18 protein-coding genes are annotated in these 16903 nt (G+C 28.2%); 5 read left to right on the top strand and 13 right to left on the bottom strand.

Annotated features, from left to right (window positions below):
* Window positions 1-33: 33 nt before the first annotated feature.
* The 3 genes from HGB55_RS01890 to HGB55_RS01880 form a co-directional block, all read right to left on the bottom strand.
* Window positions 34-1128, bottom strand: coding sequence for a glycoside hydrolase family 5 protein (locus tag HGB55_RS01890; RefSeq protein WP_168814118.1), 1095 nt, complete (start codon window positions 1126-1128; stop codon window positions 34-36).
* A gap of 200 nt (window positions 1129-1328) precedes the next feature.
* On the bottom strand, window positions 1329-2024 hold the full coding sequence (locus tag HGB55_RS01885; RefSeq protein WP_168814116.1) for a Crp/Fnr family transcriptional regulator: 696 nt from the start codon (window positions 2022-2024) through the stop codon (window positions 1329-1331).
* 412 nt (window positions 2025-2436) lie between these two features.
* The gene (locus HGB55_RS01880) at window positions 2437-3132 is read right to left on the bottom strand and encodes a Crp/Fnr family transcriptional regulator (RefSeq protein ID WP_168814115.1); all 696 of its coding nucleotides are present in this window, start codon (window positions 3130-3132) and stop codon (window positions 2437-2439) included.
* 238 nt (window positions 3133-3370) lie between these two features.
* Between HGB55_RS01880 and HGB55_RS01875 the strand changes: the two genes are divergently transcribed.
* Entirely contained in the window at window positions 3371-3598 is a 228-nt protein-coding gene (locus HGB55_RS01875) for a hypothetical protein (protein ID WP_168814113.1), read from the top strand.
* 53 nt (window positions 3599-3651) lie between these two features.
* Here HGB55_RS01875 and HGB55_RS01870 read toward each other — a convergent pair whose 3' ends face one another.
* Together HGB55_RS01870 and HGB55_RS01865 are read right to left on the bottom strand one after the other, a co-directional pair.
* Window positions 3652-4101 (bottom strand): MarR family winged helix-turn-helix transcriptional regulator, encoded by a 450-nt coding sequence (locus tag HGB55_RS01870; protein WP_168814111.1) that lies wholly within the window; start codon window positions 4099-4101, stop codon window positions 3652-3654.
* A complete protein-coding gene (locus tag HGB55_RS01865; protein WP_168814109.1) occupies window positions 4101-4583 on the bottom strand; it encodes a glutathione peroxidase in 483 nt (160 codons plus the stop codon). The genes HGB55_RS01870 and HGB55_RS01865 overlap by 1 nt, the downstream gene beginning before the upstream one ends.
* 205 nt (window positions 4584-4788) lie before the next feature.
* Here HGB55_RS01865 and HGB55_RS01860 point away from each other — a divergent pair, with 205 nt between their 5' ends.
* From HGB55_RS01860 to HGB55_RS01850, 3 genes are all read left to right on the top strand, one after another.
* Window positions 4789-4938: a hypothetical protein gene (locus HGB55_RS01860; RefSeq protein ID WP_168814107.1), complete on the top strand. Its 150-nt coding sequence runs from the start codon at window positions 4789-4791 to the stop codon at window positions 4936-4938.
* A 124-nt stretch (window positions 4939-5062) separates the two neighbouring features.
* Window positions 5063-5494, top strand: a complete 432-nt coding sequence (locus tag HGB55_RS01855) for a MarR family winged helix-turn-helix transcriptional regulator (protein ID WP_168814105.1) — start codon at window positions 5063-5065, stop codon at window positions 5492-5494.
* Window positions 5495-5586: 92 nt separating this feature from the next.
* Window positions 5587-6006 (top strand): organic hydroperoxide resistance protein, encoded by a 420-nt coding sequence (locus tag HGB55_RS01850; protein WP_168814103.1) that lies wholly within the window; start codon window positions 5587-5589, stop codon window positions 6004-6006.
* 70 nt (window positions 6007-6076) lie between these two features.
* On the opposite strand, the gene HGB55_RS01845 is transcribed toward HGB55_RS01850, so the two are convergent.
* A complete protein-coding gene (locus tag HGB55_RS01845; protein WP_168814101.1) occupies window positions 6077-6463 on the bottom strand; it encodes an LETM1 domain-containing protein in 387 nt (128 codons plus the stop codon).
* Between the two features lie 345 nt (window positions 6464-6808).
* On the opposite strand from HGB55_RS01845, the gene HGB55_RS01840 reads away from it, so the two are divergent.
* Window positions 6809-7561, top strand: a complete 753-nt coding sequence (locus HGB55_RS01840) for a slipin family protein (RefSeq protein ID WP_168814099.1) — start codon at window positions 6809-6811, stop codon at window positions 7559-7561.
* 244 nt (window positions 7562-7805) lie between these two features.
* Here HGB55_RS01840 and HGB55_RS01835 read toward each other — a convergent pair whose 3' ends face one another.
* From HGB55_RS01835 to HGB55_RS01805, 7 genes are all read right to left on the bottom strand, one after another.
* On the bottom strand, window positions 7806-9638 hold the full coding sequence (locus HGB55_RS01835) for a long-chain-acyl-CoA synthetase (RefSeq protein ID WP_168814097.1): 1833 nt from the start codon (window positions 9636-9638) through the stop codon (window positions 7806-7808).
* Window positions 9639-9778: 140 nt separating this feature from the next.
* On the bottom strand, window positions 9779-10255 hold the full coding sequence (locus HGB55_RS01830) for a hypothetical protein (RefSeq protein WP_168814095.1): 477 nt from the start codon (window positions 10253-10255) through the stop codon (window positions 9779-9781).
* A 499-nt stretch (window positions 10256-10754) separates the two neighbouring features.
* Window positions 10755-12047 (bottom strand): L-fucose:H+ symporter permease, encoded by a 1293-nt coding sequence (gene fucP, locus HGB55_RS01825; protein ID WP_168814093.1) that lies wholly within the window; start codon window positions 12045-12047, stop codon window positions 10755-10757.
* 1 nt (window position 12048) lies between these two features.
* Window positions 12049-12831, bottom strand: coding sequence for an SDR family oxidoreductase (locus HGB55_RS01820; protein WP_168814091.1), 783 nt, complete (start codon window positions 12829-12831; stop codon window positions 12049-12051).
* A gap of 9 nt (window positions 12832-12840) precedes the next feature.
* Window positions 12841-15195, bottom strand: coding sequence for a glycoside hydrolase N-terminal domain-containing protein (locus HGB55_RS01815; RefSeq protein WP_168814089.1), 2355 nt, complete (start codon window positions 15193-15195; stop codon window positions 12841-12843).
* Window positions 15195-16025 (bottom strand): amidohydrolase, encoded by an 831-nt coding sequence (locus HGB55_RS01810; protein ID WP_168814088.1) that lies wholly within the window; start codon window positions 16023-16025, stop codon window positions 15195-15197. Before HGB55_RS01810 ends, HGB55_RS01815 begins: the two co-directional genes overlap by 1 nt.
* A complete protein-coding gene (locus tag HGB55_RS01805) occupies window positions 16025-16879 on the bottom strand; it encodes a fumarylacetoacetate hydrolase family protein (protein ID WP_168814086.1) in 855 nt (284 codons plus the stop codon). Before HGB55_RS01805 ends, HGB55_RS01810 begins: the two co-directional genes overlap by 1 nt.
* Between the last annotated feature and the right edge of the window lie 24 nt (window positions 16880-16903).

Below are 16903 nucleotides of genomic sequence, written 5' to 3'. Positions count from 1 at the left end.
TTAAAGATTAATAATAGTTTTAATTTGTTATTTTTATTTATACGCTTTATTCTTTTTTTTCAATTCATCTCTCACCATTTTTCCGGAAGTTGTTAGTTCAGCTTCGCTCCAACCACCTGTTGAACTGGTGCCCGGTTTTAAAGCCGCAGCTAATTCCTCTTTATCAGCCACAGACCAGTTACACCATGAAATTTTATGTTCGTCTAAATACTGCCACCATAGTTCAGATTCCTCAACATCAATAGACTCATCACCAGAAGCCTGTGTAGTGCCAAACTCGGTTACAAAAAGAGGAACGTTATTATTTAGGGCCGAAGTTGCAATATCTCTTAACCATTGTTTATGCGTTGCGGCATAGTAGTGTAGGGTATAAGCCACGTTGGCATCATCAATTTTATTACCAATAACATCATCAACATTTTGAGACCAATTTCTAGTACCGCAAACAATAATATTATCAGGATCATATTTTCGTATTTCAGCAATAACGGCCTCATGATATGGTTTTAAAACTTCATTCCATGAAATATCTAAAGGTTCATTAAAGGTTTCATAAATCACATTTGGATATTCTCCATATTTTTCAGCCATTTCTGCAAAAAAAGCTTTGGCCTGTTCTGTGTGTTTTTCAGCTTCATGGTCGTGCCAATCGATAATTACATAAATACCTTCTTCAATAGCTGCATCTATCACAGCCATAATTTTTGCTTTTTCTTGTTCAGGATGTACTAAATATCCATCGTAATCAACAGCTAAAGCGGCTCTCACAACTGTACATTGCCAATCATCTTTCAACCACTTTACGGTTTCATGATTGTAATATTTTCCAATCCATTGACTCCAAAAAAAAGACATTCCTCTAAGCTGAATTGCGCTGCCATTTTGATCAACTATTTTATTACCTGAAATGGTTAATTGGCCGTATTCTTCAACAACAGAATTGTAGGTTTGTTGCTCGTCTTCTGTATTTTCATCTTCATTGTCTAAAACTTCATCATTGGGTGTTTCTTTAATAATTTCTTCATCTATATTTTGTTCAATTTGACTATTGGAACTACTGCATGATATTGAAAAAATGATTGTAAAAATTAAAATAAAAGTTTTTAAAGATGTTAGTTTGTAAACCATTGTTATTTGTTATTATAATTATGTTTAAAAATACAAAATTTAATGGATAGGAATAACTATTTGAGTATTTAAAAATGTAATTTATTTGTAACAAAAAACGGCTAGTTGTTTAGGAATTTAATTTGTATGGTTTTGTTATTAAGGGTATTAAGTTTATTATTTTTATGAAATGAAAAATGTAAATTACTATGTTAATTTAACTAACCTAATTTGCTAATTTGAGCTAGTTTATCTTTGTCTAAGATTGTTATTTTCCTGTCATTTACTTTTATAATTTCTTCTTTGTTGAATTTAGATAACGTATTTATAACGCTTTCTTTTGAATATCCTACAATTTCACCAAGTTCTTTTCTAACAACTGGTAAAGTATAATTTAGAGAATTATAAATTTCTGAAAAATCTAATAATTGCAAAGCAATAGCACCTTCAATATTTTTTTGTGAAAGTTTGGTAATTCTATGAAATAATCCATTGGTAACACCAGACATGTGTTTGATTAAGTGCAGGGCAAAATCTCCATTTGTTTTTATAAATTTTTCAATAGTAGCCATTTCAATAAAACTAACCGTAGTTTTTTCTATAGCTGTAGCGGTAAAATCGTATTTTTTAAAAGCAAAACAACACACAATACCTATAAATGAACTTGATTGGATTAGCCCAATGGTGTAAGGCTTTTCATCATTAATAATTTCTAATTTTAACAAACCTTCTGTTAAATATAAAATGTTATTTGCCAGGATTCCTCTTTTAATAATGATTTCACCTGGCTCAAATTCAACATCAGTTTTGTGTTTTACTAATTCATCTTTTTCTGCCTCAGTAAGTATGTTTAAACACTCTTTTGCATTTAAAAAATCATATTTAAGGCTACCTTTCTGTTTTATAAAATCAGGCATAGTATTTAATTTTACATTAAAAGCAATGTAAAATTACATTATTAATAGATAATAATTTAATAAAGTGAACTATATTTTTTGGGGGAGAAGAAATTTTTTAAGGTTATTAGACAACTTAATTTTGGTTCAGATAATTTAATAAGAAATTTTTTAAGTGTAAGGTTATGAAAGATATAGTTTTAAAATCATTAATGTTAATACCGCTACTCATATTTATTGATTATGTTATAATGATATTGGTAGGATGCACATCGTGTCTGCTAGGATTTACTAATGATTTTTATAGTTGTACATACTGTATTATTGGTGGGATAATAATTGGAATATCTGCTATTACTTATGGAGTACTTATATTTCCAGATGTAAAATTACTTTTTAGGAAAGCAATTTAGAATATATTTCATATACAAAATCAACCGGTTTTGCATATTTGCTCTAATTTTTCTACATCAAGTAGTTCTATTTTTTTACCTGTGACTTTAATAATTCCTTCTTTATTGAATTTTGACAGTGTGTTTATTGCGCTTTCTTTAGAATAACCTATAATATTTGCAATCTCTATACGCGAAACGGGTAATGTATATTTGTTTGAATTATAGATTTTTGCAAAATCTAATAATAAAAAAGATAAGGCTCCATCTATATTATTTTGTGATAGTGTTGTAATTCTATGAAATAAAATATTTGTAACACCAGACATGTGTTTTATAAGATGAAAAGCAAACTCACCATTACTTTTTATAAAATTTTCAAAAACATCCATATCAATAAAACTAATCTTAGTTTTTTCAATGGCAGTAACGGTAAAATCGTATTTTTTAAAAGCAAAACAACAAATAATACCAATAAAAGAATGTGGTTTAATTAAACTTAAAGTAGAAGGTTTGTCGTTGTTAATAAAATCTAACTTAACTAAGCCTTCATTCAAATACAATATGCTATTGGCTAAAAGTCCTCTTTTAATAATTGTTTCACCGGCTTCAAATACAATATCAGTTTTATGTTTGACCAATTCATTTTTTTCATCTTCAGTCAAAATATTTAAACACTCTTTTGCATTTAAAAACTCATAGTCAAAATGACTTTTTTTATTTAAAAAATAAGGCATAATTAATCTAAAAACAGTTAAAACTACATAAGTAATTACGTAAAGTTACATCTTTCATAGATAATAATATAACTAAAAATCGATTAATTTCTTGATTTGAATTATTTTATTGTAGCTAATTTACTTCTTAACTTTAATAGAAAAAGAAAATAAATTAGTACTTATTTAAAGTTTTAAAAAAGTATTAAATGTGTTTACTAGGTATAGGTTTTAGTAGTTATAATTTAAAATCAAAGTTATGAAAGATATTGTTTTAAAATCGGCTTTTTTAATTCCTATGATACTTTTTATTGATTATTTGATAATGGCAATTGTTGGTTGTACTTCTTGTTTATTTGGATTTACAAATAATTTTTATAGTTGTACTTATTGTATTATTGGTAAAATACTACTTGTTATATCAGCTGTAGTATATGTGCTATTGATAATTCCGGATGTTAAATCAATTTTTAAGAAAGTAGCTTAGATTATTTATGGAGTTCAAAAAAAATACAGTACGTTGTTTTCATTTTAAATGGATTAAAGTTGTATTGTTTCAAAATTTCCTAAAAACTTCCATAAGGATTTTTTTAGCTCCAAAATATCTTCCATAGGCATATTAATATTTAACTGTTCTTTTAATGAATTTGGTATGCCGGTTGCCTTTGTTTTTAATTTTTGCCCTTTCGAAGTCAGCTCAATTATAACTGTTCTTTCATCTTCGTTTGACCTTTTTCTAATTAGCAAACCTTTTTGTTCCATTTTTTTAAGTAATGGAGTTAACGTGTTTGAATTAAGGAATAAGCGTTTACCTAACTGACTCACAATAATACTATCCGATTCCCAAAGTACAAGCATTACTAAATATTGTGGGTAGGTTAGATCAATTTTTTTTAATAAAGGTTGATATAACCTTGTTATTAAACGAGATGTTGCATAAAACGGGAAACACAACTGATTGTCTAAAAATAAATCTGAATCGTTTTTCATTATAATTGTAATAATTGTTTAATATCTTTTTCTATTTTAAAAGGTGTAGTAGTAGGTGCGTATCGTTTATACGGTTTACCTTCCGGAGTAATTAAAAATTTTGTAAAGTTCCATTTAATTTTACTCCCAAATAATCCTCCTCTAAGTTTACTTTTTAAATACTTAAAAATTTCATGTGTATTTTCTCCGTTTACCTCAATTTTTTCAGTTAGAGGAAATGTAACACCAAAATTAACTTTACAATTCTCTTCCATAGTTTCATTAGTCTCCGGCTCTTGATTTAAAAATTGATTGCAAGGAAATCCTAAAACAACCAGTCCTTTATCTTTATATTTTTGATGTAATTTTTCTAAACCTTCAAATTGAGGTGTTAAACCACATTTTGTTGCTGTATTAACTATTAAAACTGCTTTGCCTTTAAAATCTGACATTTTAAGAATTTCTCCTTTGGGTGTATTTACGTTAAGATTGTAGAATTCCATAGTTTTATGTATTAAATTGTTTAAGATTAAATCTTGAGCGACAAATATAAAAATTATAATTTAATAAATCAATAAGAAGCTTTTTTAGATAGATTATTTTAATGCTATTATATTTTGAAAATAATTTTAAGAAATGTATTTTTACATAAATAATACGCGGAATATATTTACATGTATTATATTATATAACTAAAACAACTTTATTATGAAAAATAAAACAGTAAAACTCCCAGTAAAATGTGAACAATTAAAAGCAGCATATCTTCCTGCAACAAAATGGTGGTGTAGTTTTTGTGGTCCTACGGGTGGTAATATTTGTTATCCTGTATGTTTACTTATAGGAAAGAAAAAATAGATTCTTTATAATATATTAAATCTTTTTTTGAAGTACTATTTTAGGGTGTAATCTAAATTTGCATATACATTGTGAACCAGTTATCTTTACGGTGTACTTGTATAGATTATTACACTAATTTAAAATGGCAAATAAAAATTTAATTATAAATTCAAATTGGGAACTAGATCAAAAGCTTGTTACATTGTTAATGTGTACTGCTCAGGAATTAGCACATGACATGACGATGAATATTAAGCGTTTTAATTTATCTTTAATTCAATTACAAATATTACATGTTTTATCTGAAGCAGAAGGTGAAGTACTAACCGTAAATCAAATTAAGAAGTTAATGATTGATGATAGTCCAAATGTTTCAAGATCTCTTAATAAATTGATGGAAAACAAATATATTGTTAAAAAGAGAAATAAAAAAGACCAACGTATTGTTCAAATTAAATTAACTCCTTTAGGTCGTAAAATTCATATTGATGCTGATAATGAAGTGATTAAAACTACTGTAAATTTAACAGATAAGGAAAAAGAACAGCTTTACCAGCTTTTAACTAAAAGCTAATACACAAAAAACTAACAATTTTATTAGAATCATTTTTGTTTCAAAGATTAATTTTATATATTTGTATCGCAAACGATTAAAACGTAAACGATATGAAAATAATGTATGAAGCTGTTGCCACGGCAAAAGGTGGCAGAAATGGTCAAGTAAAATCTTCAGATGGAGTTTTGAACATTGAAGTAAGAACACCTAAAGGTTTAGGTGGACCGGGAGGAGCATATACAAATCCTGAACAGTTATTTGCGGCGGGTTATTCAGCCTGTTTTGATAGTGCTTTAAACCATGTTGCCAAACTAAAACGAATTCCGGTTAAAGACACACAAGTTACTGCTACAGTAGGAATCGGACAATTAGTTTCTGGCGGATTTGGTTTAGAAGTTAAGCTGGAGGTTAAAATTCCAGATTTGGAAAAAGAACTTTCTGAAGAGTTATTACAAGCAGCACACATGGCCTGTCCGTATTCTAATGCAACTCGTGGTAATGTTAAAGTTGAATTGTGTTTGGTAGATTAAAAAGTATGTTACTTGTTAAGTGCATTATAGATTACATAATTTATGATGCACTTAATTTTTGAAAACAGTTTTAAAAATTTTCTTTTTTCTTAAAATTTGTAGGTACTAAATCAATTCCTTTTTTTTCAGCAACTCTTATTATAAAAGGGATTAATAAAGTTGCTCCCGGAATTAGTACAAATGGTACACCAATACCTAAAATTTTAAAAAGATTGTAAACCTGCAGTTTTAAATGTTTTTCTTCTTCTTTTGTAATGTATTGTTTGGCAACAAACGTAAATATAATACGTGAAGTTTCTTTATAATCTACAGCTTCATTTCGTATTCCTATTAAAAAAATAGTTAAAGCTTTAGTTGCTTTCGATTTATTTTTAAAAATAACCTGAGCAAATTCATCTTTGCTACTATTTTCAAAAACTGACAGATCTAATTTTGAGCTTTCTTTTTTCTGAAGCATATACGTTTAATTATCATTTATTGATAAAACTTCAATCTAACTCTAAAATAAAATATTAGTTAGTAGTAATACTTTAACAAAACGAATATACTATTTTCTTCCATTATATTTCTTTAGTTAAAATAATGATTACAATTTATTAATAAACATCATTATTAAATCAATTTAATGGAAGTTATATTTTTTTTAAAGTCATAAAAGTTGTAAATTTAAAAGGATGAATTATAACTATTTAGAGAGTTCAGTTACTTTCTTTTAATGTTAATTAAGTTAAAGACTAAATTTTTTTAGTTTCTTTTCGTATTGGTTTTATAAGATTACCTTAAAAATTAACACCTATTTATTATGTCATATCAACTATTTTTTATCATTCTTCTTATCATATTTTTGTTTAGCGGAATACGCATTATTTTTGAATATAAAAGAGCTTTAAAATTCAGATTTGGTAAATATATTAAAGTACTTAAACCTGGATTTAGATGGATAATTCCTATAGTAGATACTATTCAAATAGTAGATATTAGAGTTATAACAATTAATATAACTTCGCAAGAAGTTATGACTGAAGACAATGTGCCTTGTAGTATAGATGGAGTTGTATTTTTTAGAATTAATGACCCTGAAAAAGCTGTTTTAGAAGTAGAAGAATATAATTTTGCTATTACCCAATTAGCACAAGCAGCATTAAGAGATGTTTGCGGTAAAGTAGAATTGGATACCATTTTATCTAAAAGAGAAGAAATGGGTAAAAACATTAAAACTATTGTTGAACACGAAACAAAAGATTGGGGAATTGAAATTATTGATGTAAAAATTAAAGATATTCAATTACCTGAAAATATGAAGCGTATGATGGCTAATCAGGCCGAAGCTGAACGCTCCAGAAGAGCCAGAATTATTTTAGCATTAGCAGAGGAACAAGCTGCTGGAAAATTATTAGAAGCAGGTAAATTGATTGATAAATCACCATCAGCAATTAAATTAAGATTGTACCAAACCTTAGCCAATATTGCTTCAGAAAAAAATTCAACAATACTTTTCCCTTTCCCGGAAGAAGTATTACCGAGAAATAAAAAAAATTATGAAGAAGAAAATTAATTTGATTTAATTGATTAAATTTAAGCTGTAATTAAATACATATTTTAACTTAAAAATATTTATTATGTCAAAAAGTCAAGACTCAAAAAAGAACGTAAAAAAAGAGCCTCTTAAAACTGCAAAAGAGAAAAGAGCAGCTAAAAGAGATAAGAAGCCTAAATACGAATAGTATAATTATTTAAAACCCTCATTTTAAAATGAGGGTTTATTTTTTATATCGGTTAAGTTTTCAAATTGATTGATTTTAAAATAAATAATTTCCGTTTGTAATATCCTCAAGAATTTTTTCAGTCATAGGAACATATTTGTTAGATTTTGGTAGCATTACAAAAATAGGATCTTGAGTATTTATACCATCGTTTTTTAGATGGAACTTTTTTATTTTATGTGTTGCTGTGGTTTCAAACTTTTTACAAAACCTAACAAAAATTGGCACAGCATAAGAAGGTAGTTCTTTAATTAGTATGGAAGATAAAGCACCAAAATCAAAAGAATCGGGTGTTAAGTTACTGGTAATTGCCATCATACCGGCTCTTCCATCAGAATTTGGGATTTGAACTCCATAAACAGTACTTCCTGTAATACTTTTTAATGTATTTGCAATTTCTTCAACTTCTGCAGTAGATACATTTTCACCTTTCCACCTAAAGGTATCTCCAAGTCTGTCAACAAATTGAGCGTGTTTAAAACCAATATCGCGCATTAAATCACCACTATTAAACCATTGATCTCCAGGAATAAATGCATTATGAAAGATTTTCTCGTTGTTATTTTCTTTGTTTACATATCCATCAAAAGGTAGTTTGTCATTTATTTCCGATATTAATAACCCTGTTTTACCAACTTCAACTTTTTCAAAAAAGCCATCCTTATTTTTATAAGGTTCATTATTTTCAATATCATATTTAACAATAGCATAATTTACTGTTGTCCATCCTACACAAGAGTCAATATTCAACGTATTTGTAAAGCTAACATTTCCATCAGCAGCACCATAAAATTCAATAACTTTTGAGATGTTGAAACGCTTTTTAAATAATTTCCAAATATCGGGTCTTAAACCATTTCCAAATATTTTTTTTATATGATGATTTTTATCTAAATCGGTAGGAGGTGAGTTGAATAAATATCGGCAAACTTCTCCAATATAAATAAAAGAAGAGGCATTGTATTTCGCTATATCTTGCCAAAAATTTGAAGCAGAAAATTTTCTTCGAATAGCTATTGCTGCGCCTGCTGCGGCTGCTGATGGCCAAGCAACAATAAGCGCATTGGTATGAAAAAACGGTATTGGAACGTAAATAACATCATTTGAGTTAAAATTGAGGTTTATTTTACCAAACCAATAATAGGTTAACAACCATTTTTTATGTGTTTGTATAGATGCTTTTGGCAAACCTGTTGTACCCGATGTAAATACATTGGCATAGCGTTGACCTGCAGTTATTGTTTTTGTTGTTTCAGGATTTTCTTTAGAGAAATTTTTAACAACTTCTTTTAAATTGATATAGTTGGAAGGACATTCGGTTTGCCCACTGTCTTTCATCCAAAATAATTTTTCATCACTCAAATTTAAATTAGGATACACTTCTTCAAAATATTCAACAAGTTCTTCACCAATAACATAATAATTACCTTTATCAACTTCAATTGAATGCAGTAAAGGTCTCGATCTTTGATTAGGATTAATTAAAGATGCTACAGCACCAATTTTAGCCATAGCAGCTATCATAAATAAAAGTTCGGGCCTATTTTCAAGATATACTATTACAGGTTGATTTTTTTGAATACCGATGCTTAAAAAATAATTGGCATATTGGTTTATGGTTTCATTAAATTCTTTATGTGTAAGTTTTTGATTTTCAAATAATAATGCGGTTTTATGGTTGTATTTAACAGCATTTTGCTCTATAATACTTCCTAAGGAGATAGTGTTGTTAGATTTTATTGAAAATATTTTTTTGATATAAAAAATGATACTTGGAATACGAGGTAGCAATGGTATTATACCGGAAAGGATATCACTAAATTTTAATCGGTATTCGCTTTCTGTTTTTTGGTTGGAATTGTCGCCCATAAATAGTTTTAGATCTTATTTTGTATATTTAGATTTAATCGATTAAAAATACAATAAACTTTTAATTTTGAGAAAATTCAACTAAAATTATCTCAAATAATTAATTTTAACTAGGGTTTTTTAGTTATTGTGTAATAAGTTTACAAAATTAATTTTTCCAATTCAATTCCATAATCGTATTGTAAGTCTTCGTGTACTAAAAGCAGCTTTTTTTTAACAGCTTCTTTTTCTCTGAAAAAAATATTTTGAAGTGTAGTGTTGTTTTTTACAGAAGGTTTAAATTCTTTCAATTTTTTACAAAAATGAAGCAGTAATTCAATTTCAGTTTCTTTCTTTTTAGAATATCTGATGTGTTTTTTTATGGTACGTAAAATTTTTCGAACACTTTTTTTAATATAGAAATAAGATTTGGTATTTATTGCTTCAAACTGCTCATCAACTTCAATTTTAATTTTTTCAATGTAGCTGTCTTCATCAGTAGATTCAAACAGAAGGTAGGTTAACAATTCTTTATTCTCAATTTTAAATTTTGATAATTTAAGACATAGCTCCATAACTTCTTTTTGAGAAAGGTAAGATAATTCGGTTTTGAGCTCTTTTACTGTGGCAGTTTTCATACTCGCAATTTAGGTAAAAATTCTATTTTCTTAATTTTAATATGTTATTGTATTTTTTTACCAAACCAATTAAACATTCTTTTTATTATTAATATCTGGTATAAGATTTCAGAAATAAATTATTTAAAAAAAAGAAAGTTTTATTTATTGGAGGTATAGGTAATACTAGTATTTCGTAGTAGATTAGCCATAGAAAAAGGGAAGGATATTTATCATCTAAACAGAGGAAAATTCAACTCAAAAATAGAAGCAATATTAAAGTTATATTATATTGTAAATCAATAATTTAACTAATTTTAACTTGTTTGTTAAAGATTTTTTTTGTAACTTATATGCATGAGAATTAGAAAGAGACATACTTATTACATAAATGATAGCATTTTTAGCTTAAAAGGAAATATTTTACTTGCCTTAGTGTATGTAGCAATTTGTGTTTTTGCTTTTTTGATGTATGGGTTTATTTTGTAAAAATTATTTCATTTATTATTAAAATATTTTTTTAAGATCGTTTAAAAGATCTGTAGCCATAAGTTGTAATAACAAAAAAACAGATTAATGGTAAAATAAACGAAAAGTTGACTTCAGGAACTCCTAAAATTGAAGTATCATTATATCCAATTCCTCCAATATCAAGTATAAAACCTTGTAATACAGGTAAAATAGCTCCTCCAACAATAGCCATAACCAAAAATGCCGATGCAAACTTAGCATCTTCACCCAAATCAGCTAAAGCAATTCCATAAATGGTTGGAAACATTAAAGACATACAGAAAGAAATTGTTATAAGACAATATAATCCACCAATTCCCTGAATAAAAATTGTACCTAATGCAAGAAAAATAGATAATACAGCTAAGTATAATAATAGCTTGCTTGGGTTAATAAATTTCAAAAAATATGTAAATATAAACCGTCCTCCTAAAAAGAGCCCAAAGGCAATATAGGAGTAATTAACAGCTGTTTTATTATTGATTCCAATATTTTCGGCATATTGGTAGATATAAGTCCAACACATAGTTTGTGCACCAACATAAAACAGTTGCGCAATAACACCTTCAGTAAAATTTTTCTTTTTAAAAATTCTGATAAATGTTTGTTTAATTGATATTGAATTATTTTCTTCTTTTTTTTCAGGCATTTTGATCAAACTTATTATAAATAAGAGAAGTAAAACAACGATGCCTAGTATTACATAAGGGTTTCTTATAACTAATAAATCAGATGTTCTAATATTTTGTTTTACCGTTTCTGAAAGTTGATTGTAGTTTTTAAAATCGTCAGACTGTAATTTTCGTAATACAAAAATTTGTGCAACATATAAACCTGTAATGAGGCCTAATGGGTTAAAGGCTTGTGCCAAATTTAATCGTCTGGTCGCTGTTCTTTTGTCACCCATAGCCAAAATATAAGGGTTTGCAGAGGTTTCTAAAAACGCAAGCCCAAATGTTAAAATATAAAGCGCAACTAAAAAGAATGTATAATTTTCAAGTGCAGCAGCTGGATAAAACAGCAATGCGCCAAATGCATATAAAGATAAACCAATAAGAATCCCTATTTTGTACGAATATTTTTTCATAAAGTATGCAGCAGGTAAAGCCATAGTAAAATAACCTCCATAAAAAGCTAATTGTACTAATGATGCTTTCAAATTATCAAGTTCTAATACTTTTTTAAATGCAGAAACCATAGGATCTGTTACAGCGTTAGCAAATCCCCATAAAGCAAAAAGTGAAGTAATTAAAATAAAAGGTAGAATAACTTCTTTTGAAACAACAGGTATTTTTTTATTCATATTATGTTATAGCTCTGTCTAAATGTGTATATCCTCCATCAACAAAGAGATGTTGCCCAGTAATATGATTTGCTTTTTCAGACAATAAAAATAATACCATATACGCTATTTCTTCTTTAGTAGTCATACGTTTTCCTAAAGGAATTTTTTGTATAATGTTATTTAGTTTTTCTTGAGGGTTATTAAAACTATTTAACCAATTTTTATATAAAGGAGTCAATACTTCGGCAGGAATAACTGCATTTACACGAATTTCATATTTTAATAATTCAACAGCCCATTCACGTGTTAAAGCTAGCTGAGCACCTTTTGCAGCAGCATAGCCTGAAGTTCCTCCTTGACCTGTTAAAGCTGTTTTAGAACTTATATTTACAATATTTCCTTTTGTTTTCTTTAAAGCGTCTAAACAATAGTGTGCCATATCATAATAATGATTCAAATTGTTTGTAAGTGACTTCTCAAAAGATTCAGGTGAACCAAATTCAAGACCTACACTATCATTTTTACCTGCATTGTTAACTAAGCCATCAATTTTTCCATATTTTTTTATTACTTCATCAACAGCACTTTTACAGCTTTCAGTATTATTTAAATCTACTTGAATATAATAAGCTTCTTTAGTTTGATTTTTTAAATCATTTAAAAGTATTTCTCCATTTATTTTATTTCTGCCAATAAATACAGGAATAGCACCTTCATTAGCAATTTCTCTTGTAATAGCTTCACCAATTCCTTTGGTTCCACCGGTAACAATAATTACTTTATTTTTTAGTTTTAAATCCATGGTATGAATTTACTCTTTTTTTAAATGGCTGTCAAATGTTATAGGGATATCTTTTGTAAGAGAAATTAAAACCTCTAAATCATCATATTTTACTTTTATAGTTTTTGTGCTAGCTGATTTTAATGTAAGTTGATCTAGTTTGCCATCTTTCCAAGAAATATTTACAATAATGTTTCCTCTAGCTTTTAATCCATTTATTGAACCATTCTCCCAATTATCAGGCAATGCAGGTAAAATTCTTAAAAAGCCCTCGTGAGATTGTAATAAAATTTCTGCAATACCGGAAGTAAACCCCAAATTTCCATCTATTTGAAAAGGAGGATGAGTATCTAATAAATTACCGTAAATAGAACGTTGCATAAAAAGATCAATGTTTTTTTGAACAGCATTCTTATCTAACAAACGAGCATAAAAATTAATAATCCAAGCTCTACTCCAACCAGGGCCTGCTCCTCCGTGTTCTAATCTGTATTGAATTGTTTTTTTAGCAGCTTTAAATAATTTAGGATTTTTACTGGTAATGTCATCACCCGGATGTAAAGCATATAAATGTGAAATATGCCTGTGACCTTTTTCCGGTTCTTCGTATACTTTATCCCATTCTAATAATCTGCCATCAGGTCCAATTTTAATTCCTGAATGTAAATGACTTCTTTTTTCTTTGATATTATTTGTAAAATCATTATTAATATTTAAAATTTTGGCTGAAGCCAGATAATTATCAAATACTTCTCCTATAATTTGATGAGCCATTGCATTTCCTTTAGATACTGCAGCCGGGTTACCGTCTTGTGCAACATAAGAGTTTTCAGGCGATGTTTCTGGTGTTGAAACCCAAGTACTATCTTTTACATCAAGTACTAGCCAATCGTTATAAAATTGAGCATAAGATTTAAGTGCAGGCAACGCTCTGTTTTTTAGAAAAGTAGTGTCTTGTGTAAATCTATAATGTTCCCAATAATGTTGAGCTAACCATCCGCCACCGTGAATCCAAGCTCCCCAATAAGGCTTACTTGCTCGCATCCAAGGTGTTGCCCATAAATCTGTTGTTTGGTGTGCTACAGTTCCGTTAAAACCATACTGTTCTTTAGCTAAAATTTTTCCTCTTTCAATCAATTTGTCGGTAAAATCAAATAAAGGCTCGTTGCATTCACTTAAATTAGTTACATCAGCCAACCAATAATTCATTTGAAGGTTAATGTTTAAATGATAATCAGCATTCCAAGGTGCTTGGATATGTTCATTCCAAATACCTTGTAAGTTTGCAGGATTTGTATTTGGCCTGGAACTTGAAATTAATAAATACCTGCCGTATTGAAATAATTTTGCTGTTAAATCAACATCTTCATTCCCTTGTTTTAAAAGTTCTAAACGTTTATTTGTAGGAATAGAATCTAATTGATGATGTCCTAAATCTAAAATTGTTCTATTGTATAAATTTTGATAATCAGAAATATGATTTTGTAAAAGAGTATTATAACTTTTTGATGTTATTTTTTTGAGTGTTTCTGTATTCTTAGCAGCGTAATTATTAGAATAGAAAGAAGTATTACAAACAATAAAAAAAGTAGCATCTGTTACATTTTTTAAGAAAAGACTATTGTTTTTAGCAACAATTGAACCTGAAGTATTTTTTACTTGTAAAACAGTTTCAAATTTTACGCCATAATCAATTTGTACAGGCTTAGAATCTTTCATTCCTCCATATTGTGTTACCATTCCTTCCATTTTAATAAGATTGTTAGAAGGAGTTGAAACAGTAACGGTAGAATGCCCATTATCATCAGGTCGGCTTAATTTTAAGTTGCAATTTAGCCCTTTGGGGTTTTCAGTAGTTAATTTAATAACCAACACATCATCTACAGCTGAAGAAAAAATAGTTTGGGAAGTATTATATCCATCAATTTTATATGTTGATGAAACAATAGCTTTGTTTAAATTTAATTGCCTTTTATAATCCGTTACTTCATTATCATCAAAATCAATAAATAAATCTCCCATCGTTTGATGTGATCTGGTAACGTTTTTATAAGAAAAACGTTCTACAATTAAGCTATCTGCAATATGCACCTTTCCGTTGTTTACTAATTTTCTAATTTCTGCTAAATCTTTTGGGGTTCCTTTTGAATTTCCCCAATCAGGACCACCAGGCCACATAGAATCTTCATTTAACTGAATACGTTCGTGTATAGGGTTTCCAAAAACCATAGCACCTAAGCGTCCGTTACCAACAGGTAATGCATTATCCCAATTTTTAGCAGGAGAAGTGTACCATAAAATATTTTCGTGTTTTATGGTTTCTGTTTTACAAGCTGAAAAAATTATGATTGAAATTAAGAAGTAGAATTTGAAAAATGTTTTCATTATTTTGAAAGATTATAAATTTTCACAGCATTATTTCCCATAATAGCTGCTTGCTCTTGATAAGGAAGAAATTTGATATAGTCTTCAACTATATTTATTGCCTGATTGTAGTTAGATGCTAATAAACATACCGGCCAATCCGATCCAAAAAGGAGTCTATCAGGTTTGAAAACATCAAAAATAACATCAAAGTAAGGAGTAAAATCTTCTTTTTTCCAATTTTTTCGATCTGCTTCTGTATACATTCCTGATATTTTACAATTTACATTGTCATATTTGGCTAATTCAGAAATATCAGCTTTCCATATATCAATAAATTTATCTTTAATATTAGGTTTTGCTATATGATTTATAATAAAAGGTTGTTCTGGAAATTTTTTAATTAATTGAATAGTTTCTTTTAATTGAAAGTGGTATATAAGAATATCATAGGTTAAATTGAATTGTTGAAGTAATGAAATTCCATTTAAAAAACTATTTTGAAGCATATAACCGGTTACTTGTTCTTGTAAAATATGTCTTACTCCTTTGAATTTTTTATATTTTTTAAAATGAATTAAACTTTTTTCTACATCGGTATTTTGAAAATTTATCCAACCTATAACGCCTTTTATAAAGTGATGTTTTTGAGCTAATTGTAATAAATAAGCAGTTTCTTTTTCAGATTGATCTGCTTGTACAGAAATGCAGCCATCAATATTGTTTTCTTTTAAATGAGGAATCAAATTTTCCGGAAGAAAATTATTTTGTAATACAGCTAAAGTATCATCAATCCATATATCTCTAATAGGATTATATTCCCAAAAATGCTGATGCGCATCAATTCTCATTATTTATATGCCTTAACGCGTTGTTTTGAAGTTCCTAAACCTTCAACTCCTAATTCAACTATGTCTCCCGGTTTTAAATAACGCTGTGGAGTTAAACCCAAGCCGGCTCCTGAAGGAGTTCCGGTGGAAATAATATCTCCCGGAAGTAATGTCATAAATTGACTAATGTAACTCACAACGGTTTCTATGTTAAATATAAAATCAGAAGTAGTACTATTTTGCATTAGTTCTCCATTTAATTTTAACCATAAATTTAAATTGTTAGGGTCTTTAATTTCATCTTTTGTAACTAAGAATGGACCAAGAGGAGCAAATGTATCGCAGCTTTTTCCTTTTACCCATTGCCCTTCTTTTTCTAATTGGAATTCTCGTTCACTATAATCATTATGCAGAACATAGCCTGCAACATAATCCATAGCATTATCTTTATTTATATAAGATGCTTTTTTGCCAATTACTACAGCCAATTCAACCTCCCAATCTGTTTTTTTACTTTTTTTAGGTATAATTAAATCATCATTTGGACCAACAATAGCTGATGTTGCTTTAAAAAATAAAATAGGTTCTTTAGGTATTTTCATATTACTTTCTGCAGCGTGTTTTGCGTAATTTACACCTACACAAATTATTTTTGAAGGTTTAAAAAGGGGACTTCCTAATCGAATATTATTTGAAATAACAGGACATTTTTTTTGATTGATTGTTAGCCATTTTTGTAAGCGTTCAATACCATATGTTTCAAAAAAAGTTTCTGTATAATCTTCATTAAAACCGGAAATATCTATTCGTGTTTCATTTTCAAGTTGTATTCCGGGTTTTTCATTCCCAATAACACCAAATCGAATTAATTTCATTTTTATAATTATGTGTTTAGTAGT

It is taken from the genome of Lutibacter sp. B1, from assembly GCF_012524075.1.
Lineage (GTDB): Bacteria > Bacteroidota > Bacteroidia > Flavobacteriales > Flavobacteriaceae > Lutibacter.
The sequence above is the reverse complement of the archived record's forward strand: the minus strand, read 5'-3'. Positions and strand labels throughout refer to the sequence as shown.